The organism is Aurantimonas sp. A2-1-M11 (assembly GCF_036549475.1).
Classification (GTDB): Bacteria; Pseudomonadota; Alphaproteobacteria; order Rhizobiales; family Rhizobiaceae; genus Aurantimonas.
Window position 1 is genome coordinate 1 of the sequence record NZ_JAZHLI010000122.1, and the last position, 6,305, is coordinate 6,305.

Below are 6,305 nucleotides of genomic sequence, written 5' to 3' on the forward strand. Positions count from 1 at the left end.
CGCCGGTAATCACCTCGAACTTTGCTATCGTCATAGTGCTGCTCCTAGGATTATTCCTAGGACTTCACCGATACGGCGAACGCTGTGAAGGCGGTACACCGCGTGGGCTTACTATTGACCTCGCCCTCCTTCGTTTTCCGCACGCTGGTCCAGCTCGTCCATGTCCCGGCGAAAGCCATCAGAGGCCGGCTCTCGTCCGCAGCAAACCAGACCGGCACCTTCTTGCCCTCGGCCGTCGTTTCGTATTCCGAGAAGCTCGTGATGGGCACCAGGCATCGGTTCGCCGGCCCCAGCCAGCGACGCCAATGCGGCGATTTAACGTTGCGGACATTGGTGACACCGCTGTCGACCTTGCGCCCCTTCAGAACGAACTGCGGCGAGGGCATGCCCCAGCGCATCATTGTTAGCTCGCGCTCGCCATCCTCCGCGGTGCGAACCACCGGAGCCGCATAGTTCGGGAAGACGCCAGGCAACGACGGCAGGTTGCCCGTGCTGTCCCGCATGGCCCGGGTGAATTCGCGGATCGCCGCCTAGCCCTTGGTGATCGAGTAGAGGTTGCACATGGCAGGAGGATAGCACCGAACGTGGCTTCCGGCAGTGATAGCAGGAAGACGGCGAATCCCGGCTGCCCAAACGAATGGACAGCCGGACTTCAGCTCTACCAAGACCGAGAAGGAATCACACGTGGGTCCGACCATTCAACGACGGATACCGACCCGCTCCTTCCAGCGGTTGATTATCGAACGACGTACACGACCTGGCGGTTGTTCGGGTCCACCAAAACCGGCTGCCCGTTCACATAGACGTAGCGGTATTCGTAATCCGGGATGGTCTGCAGTTCGACCGTCTCGGGGAGCTGCGCGCCGACCACGGCCTCGCCTTCCAGATACACCGGATCCACGGGATTCGAACGGACATACTCGATCCGCTCGTCCGGCGGATTAAGCGCCGCACCGGCAACGAGCCCAGCAGCGCCGCCAACGACTGCGCCGATGGGACCACCCACAAGTGCGCCAGCGACAGCGCCAGTCGCGGCCCCTGCGACTTCTCCGGCACCGCCGCTGTCCTCATAGGTCACCACCGGATACTCCGTGCGGCGTTCCGTGACCACTACGGTCTCTCCCCCCATGTCGGCCGTTNGCACCGCCGCTGTCCTCATAGGTCACCACCGGATACTCCGTGCGGCGTTCCGTGACCACTACGGTCTCTCCCCCCATGTCGGCCGTTAGATACTGGCTGTATGCCCAGCCTGAGGTACCATCGATGGTGACCCTGCACCAGGAACCGCTTTCGGTGCAGCCCTCCAGGGTCGCCGCAGAGTCGTTGCCGATCATGCCGACGATTTCATAGTTCGGACCAGGGCCCGCCCGCACGTTCAGATCCGTCGTCGCAGAGACGGTGGACTGAGCGGACGCAGGAACCACAGCGGCAGCGAGAATCGTAGCCGCACCAGCGGCCAGCATTGTGTTTAGTTTCATCGTTCGTCTCCCGTTTCAGGCAGGCGCTTCTCATCAGGCTGAAGCGCTGTCTGAGCCGATAAACAGGAAGCACAGCGCTTGGTTCCTCCTCCACTGTCCGGCTTAAATTCGGCCGGTCACTCTGTTCATCTGGTGTTCATCAACAAGGCATCCGCGAATGCTCTTAATAATTGATATTGTTGGGATTTTCGCACCACCGTCGTAGCGTCTGTCGATTTTTTGACATGAAATCACCGACATGACGGATGCCGCAAAAACCTAGAAAATCTGACGCGCATTCGCGGGCGTGTACATCGCCGTGACTGCCTCCATCAATCCTTCAACGGAAGAGAGGAATTCCGAGTGACGATTCTACTCGCAGCGGCGTCTGAGGCCTGACGCTCAGAAACGAACTGTTCAGTCCGGGTTCAGCAATCGCTTGCTAGCGACCTACTGCGGGAAAGGCATCAAAAGGTGGATGAAGTGGAAGCAGGAGAAAGCCGCAGCGATTGGAGTAGGCCGCGGACGATGGCGTCCAAGGCTGTCCGCATGGTTACACGCGCCCTCGTGTTTACGGTGTTCTCCGTCTGCATGCTGGCCGCCATGGCCGCGTACATGGTCTTCGGACCGCAACCAGAGCAATCTCTTACTACGAACTCTGACGGCTTGAAGTCCTTTGAAGCCGAGTGAGCGGGCCGCCGAGTGTTCTGTCAATTGTAACTAGGCTAAGCCGGAAGCGGGCCGGAGGGACACCATCGGCCTTTCGGGCCGAAGGCGCTGCGGCTCTCAACCCGCACTCCCCCGCGCTCTCCCGATCACGCCCTCTGGGCCGACGGTTTCGATGTCGAGCGGAAGGTGAAGCGGGTGCCCGAGTGGCTCAAGGACGACGAGCCCGCGGTAGTTCCTTCCTGTTCGGGCGCAGATACCGGACGCCGGCAGTGAATCGCTATTCATAGGATCCCGAGCGTTCCGAGTTTGAGCCGCAAATACATCCCGAAAGTCGTAGGAGAATTATCAATATGGACTGGGGAATGGAGGATTTCGCAGCGGCAACAGCGCTCCTTGGCGTTTCCGGAGTCGCGCCTGGTTTTTGCCCTGACAAGCGGCCATAGTCGATTTCTGCGGGTTCTACTGGCCGTCGGTGTAGTTTCGGTCGCGCTGGCGATCTGGGCTCACCTGGCGGTCGGCATTTTCTCGGCAAATTGATCCGCCCCATGGGTATGCTGTCGTGGCACACGCACGTCATGAATAAGGAGCAGCATGAGCACGATCGAGAAAGCAGCCGCCGTCGCCATGCAGGCCCACGCGGACCAGGTTGACAAAGGGGGCGCGCCATACGTCACCCATCCGTCCCGTGTTTCGCTCGCTGTCGATGGTGGGGAGGCGAAAATCGTCGCACTTCTTCACGACGTGGTGGAGGACAGCGAATGGACGCTCGACCGGCTCCGTGCCGCAGGCTTCTCCGCAGCTGTTGTGAACGCCGTCGATGCTCTCACGCATAGGGACGGCGAGGACTACTTCGATGCTGTCCGTCGTGCCAAGGCCGATCCGATCGCCCGGATCGTGAAGTTGGCCGATCTCGCTGACAACTCCGACCGGACGCGCCTGAGCGAGATCACCGAGCAAGACGAACAACGCCTCGCGAAGTATGCCAAGGCGCGCGAAATCCTGCTGGAGAATGAATGAACCGCCTCGTCTTCGCCATCACCCTCCTGGCCAGCCCCGCCATGGCGGGCACGCTCCCGGTCTGCTCCGGCGGCGACCGCGCGGAGCGTGGGCTGACCTGCATCGTCGACGGCGACACCGGCTGGGAGCGTGGCGTGAAGTGGAGAACCCTGAACGTCGACACTCCGGAGATCAGCCAGCCCGAATGCTCTGCGGAGAAGCGGCTCGGGCTCAAAGCCCGCGACCGGCTACGCCAATTGATGGCGAGCGGTTACCAGATAGAGTGGACCGGCGGCCGCGGGAGCTACGGACGCGAGCTCGCTAACGTCATCCTTTCGGACGGGCGCGATGCGGGCCAGGTCCTGATCGACGAAGGACTATCGCAGCCATGGCCGAACGACGGGAACCGGTGGTGCCGGTAAAACCAGCGCCGCACCCCGGCATCTCTACATGCAGTGCGGAAGGCAACGATGTACCTGCGGCGCCTGCTGCTATCCATGGGTCGGAGAATGAAGCGTAAGCCCTTCCCGTGGCGAAAATTCACCCCCTCACAAATCGACCTCATGGAGCGGATCGCGGTGGCGGGCGGAACTCTGCCTTATGACAAGCTGGAATACTGCGATGTCGTCGCCTTCGAAGAGCTGCGGAAACTGAAGCTTGCGGACATGCGGCCGAAAGGCCGGTCGAAGCTGGAAATCGTTCTCACCGCGAAAGGGAGCCAGTTGCGCAGGGACGCCTACCGCACGGAACAGATCATCGTCCGCGTGACGGAGCCGCAGATCGAACTTCTACGCTACCTTGACGATGGCCACCCGCACGAAGACAGCGTGGGGCGAACGGTTCATGAGCTGCCGGGCATGATGCTCGACGTCTGCCGTCGCATGTCTCTGCGCGGGTGGGTGGAATGGCATGGTGGATGGGACGGCCTGAGATGGGCGCGGCTGACGCCAGCGGGGCGGGAGGTGCTTGCCGCGGTCGATGCCATGGATGATGCTGTCACGCAGATGGCCGTAGCGCAGAGGCGCGGCCCGCTCCAGTAGATGGCGGCTCCGTGCGGCGGAGGGAGGACGAATGGAGTTTCGAAGACTGATGTGCCTCCTTGCATTGCTCATGGCGGCCGCCAGCTTTACCGGGTGCGGTGGCATGAACCGAGCCGTTGGTGTGCTGCCGAACACCGCCGACGATCTCGCGAAGCGGACAGAGCCGTTCCGCGCCGACAGGCGGGCAGAGCGGCCGTCAGAGACCGAACGATAATTGCCAATCCGATGAGCCTGACGAGCTTGCTGGCGCGGGTGCGTGGGCTGTTCCGAGCACCGGAGCATGTCCGCCGGGAGGCCACCGTCCTCGTCACCATGCACGGTCCGCAGGGCGCATGGGTCGTCGCCCGCGACAAGCGCCGGCTCGCAAAGGTGGCCGACGCTGAAGTTGACGAGCACCGGTGGAACGCCGTCATGCGGGAGATCGAGCGTCAGACCGGGTACCAGCATCAGCCCGACACAGCGACGAGGATGGCGGAGCGTTGACCTGTGGGGACGTTGGGGCCTTACTGGCAGTCCGAGCGACCGAGCCGGCCTTGAGGGCTGCCATGGAAGACACGGCCAACGACCTAGCCGAAAAGATCGAGGCAGCCGAACACGAGCGGGCGGTGTGGGAAGCGGGCCGGCAAGCCTTCCGCGCCGAGGGCGCCGCGGCTCTCAATCCGCACTCGCCGAGATCTCCTGATCATACGCTCTGGGCCGATGGTTTCGATGCCGAGCGGAAAGTGAAGCGAGTGCCAGTGTGGGCGGACGAAGACGGACCCACCAGACGAGCGCCGGCGAGTGATCAGGGTGAATAGGCGCCATGCCGGCCGCGCGCGGAGAGTGATCACCGATGTCTGAGGAGGCGCGGATTGGGAAGCCCGGAAATGCAGGCTCTCTAGGAATTCTGGAAATTCCTGCTTATCGGAATGCGCCGAAGAGAAACGGCTCGGGCTCAAAGCCCGCGATCGGCTACGCCAATTGATGGCGAGCGGTTACCAGATAGAGTGGACCGACGGCCGCGGGCGCTATGGGCGAGAACTCGCCAACGTCATCCTGTCCGATGGGCGCGATGCCGGCCAGATCCTGATCGACGAAGGACTCTCGCAGCCATGGCCGAACGAAGGGAACCGGTGGTGCCGACAATGATCGACATGATCGCCGGCGGAGCGGTGCCGCTGGCTTCGGAGGATCGCAAAGAGGGATGCTGGCGTGGGCTGCGAAATGGCAAGGTCATAGCGTCCGTCATGTCCCGGCAGGACGGGAGCTGACAGTGGTCGCTCCGCGGCGTAAACCCATTCGGGATATCAAAGTCCGCAGGTATGGAAGACAGCTTAGAAAGCGCCATGGCTGCCGCCCAGGCATCATGGGATCGCTGGTGCGTTGCTCTTGGCCTTACTGCGGTGTAGGTGGCATGCCGTCTCCGCCCCTCAACCCGCACACCATCGACACCCTCGGCAAGCTCGCCGACAACGAGATGGGTTTGGTGTGGGCCTGCAATGGCTGCCACCGCACGCTGGGGCTGCCCCTCGACGAGGCCATTCACCGTTAGGAACGAAACCAGGTGTTTGTACAGTGGGCGCCGCCGCTGAAGTGCATAGGCTGCGGCAGCCGAGACATCAGCAGGCGAAGGTGCCGCGGCGGGGCGGGTAAAGAATTGATCGGAGCGCGAATCATCTCGATTGACTCCCCTCACCTGCGAAAGCGTTAATATTGGGTTAACCCGAGGGGACCCGAAATGACGGCTCATGATTTTATCGAGTGGTTGGACCGGATGTGGCTCTCTGACGACGAAGCAGCCCGGCGTCTGTTCATCTCCGTCCAGGACGTGACGCGCTTCAAATACGAAGGCGCTACCAGAACCATTGGGCTAGCCTGCGCTGCCATTGCAGTGGGGGCACCGGTTTGGTCGTCGACGCAGAAGCACAAAACGAAACGCAAGGTGAGGAAGGCGGCGTAGCCACGCCGAATTTCCGAAAGTGCAAAAAGCCCAGCCGCTCTCATAAGGGAACGACCGGTCCAGTGTCACGCGCTCACGATGCGCGCCTGTTATACCGGTCCGCGCTTGATCTGACTCGGTTGTGATTGTCTTGTTTTGGGTGAGCGTGATTCCCTGTTCCCGCCAATGGAGGGAACGAGCGATGGCCTTGAAAATAAACGAGGA

Annotated in this window: 7 protein-coding genes and 2 pseudogenes; 7 read left to right on the plus strand and 2 right to left on the minus strand. The window is 61.9% G+C overall.

Annotated features, from left to right (window positions below):
• Positions 1–56 precede the first annotated feature (56 nt).
• Together VQ042_RS24310 and VQ042_RS24315 are read right to left on the minus strand one after the other, a co-directional pair.
• Positions 57–503, minus strand: coding sequence for an SOS response-associated peptidase family protein (locus VQ042_RS24310; protein WP_331822851.1), 447 nt, complete (start codon positions 501–503; stop codon positions 57–59).
• 233 nt (positions 504–736) lie between these two features.
• Positions 737–1,478, minus strand: a pseudogene (locus tag VQ042_RS24315) (DUF1236 domain-containing protein).
• 1,239 nt (positions 1,479–2,717) lie between these two features.
• On the opposite strand from VQ042_RS24315, the gene VQ042_RS24320 reads away from it, so the two are divergent.
• From VQ042_RS24320 to VQ042_RS24345, 7 genes and pseudogenes are all read left to right on the plus strand, one after another.
• Positions 2,718–3,143, plus strand: a complete 426-nt coding sequence (locus tag VQ042_RS24320) for a GTP pyrophosphokinase (protein ID WP_331822852.1) — start codon at positions 2,718–2,720, stop codon at positions 3,141–3,143.
• Positions 3,140–3,544: a thermonuclease family protein gene (locus VQ042_RS24325; protein WP_331822853.1), complete on the plus strand. Its 405-nt coding sequence runs from the start codon at positions 3,140–3,142 to the stop codon at positions 3,542–3,544. Before VQ042_RS24320 ends, VQ042_RS24325 begins: the two co-directional genes overlap by 4 nt.
• Before the next feature lie 87 nt (positions 3,545–3,631).
• The gene (locus VQ042_RS24330; RefSeq protein WP_331822854.1) at positions 3,632–4,162 is read left to right on the plus strand and encodes a hypothetical protein; all 531 of its coding nucleotides are present in this window, start codon (positions 3,632–3,634) and stop codon (positions 4,160–4,162) included.
• 225 nt (positions 4,163–4,387) lie between these two features.
• Entirely contained in the window at positions 4,388–4,645 is a 258-nt protein-coding gene (locus VQ042_RS24335) for a hypothetical protein (RefSeq protein ID WP_331822855.1), read from the plus strand.
• A gap of 62 nt (positions 4,646–4,707) precedes the next feature.
• On the plus strand, positions 4,708–4,959 hold the full coding sequence (locus VQ042_RS24340) for a hypothetical protein (RefSeq protein WP_331822856.1): 252 nt from the start codon (positions 4,708–4,710) through the stop codon (positions 4,957–4,959).
• Positions 4,960–5,089: 130 nt separating this feature from the next.
• A pseudogene (locus VQ042_RS26220) lies at positions 5,090–5,290 on the plus strand (thermonuclease family protein); the annotation flags it as partial.
• 265 nt (positions 5,291–5,555) lie between these two features.
• Positions 5,556–5,693, plus strand: coding sequence for a hypothetical protein (locus VQ042_RS24345; RefSeq protein ID WP_331822857.1), 138 nt, complete (start codon positions 5,556–5,558; stop codon positions 5,691–5,693).
• The last annotated feature ends 612 nt before the right edge of the window (positions 5,694–6,305 follow it).

Excerpts from the sequence above, each read along its gene's own strand:
- VQ042_RS24310 (WP_331822851.1), bottom strand. The coding sequence starts at position 503 with ATGCGGGACAGCACGGGCAACCTGCCGTCGTTGCCTGGCGTCTTCCCG.
- VQ042_RS24320 (WP_331822852.1), top strand. The coding sequence starts at position 2,718 with ATGAGCACGATCGAGAAAGCAGCCGCCGTCGCCATGCAGGCCCACGCG.
- VQ042_RS24325 (WP_331822853.1), top strand. The coding sequence starts at position 3,140 with ATGAACCGCCTCGTCTTCGCCATCACCCTCCTGGCCAGCCCCGCCATG.
- VQ042_RS24330 (WP_331822854.1), top strand. The coding sequence starts at position 3,632 with ATGAAGCGTAAGCCCTTCCCGTGGCGAAAATTCACCCCCTCACAAATC.
- VQ042_RS24335 (WP_331822855.1), top strand. The coding sequence starts at position 4,388 with ATGAGCCTGACGAGCTTGCTGGCGCGGGTGCGTGGGCTGTTCCGAGCA.
- VQ042_RS24340 (WP_331822856.1), top strand. The coding sequence starts at position 4,708 with ATGGAAGACACGGCCAACGACCTAGCCGAAAAGATCGAGGCAGCCGAA.
- VQ042_RS24345 (WP_331822857.1), top strand. The coding sequence starts at position 5,556 with ATGCCGTCTCCGCCCCTCAACCCGCACACCATCGACACCCTCGGCAAG.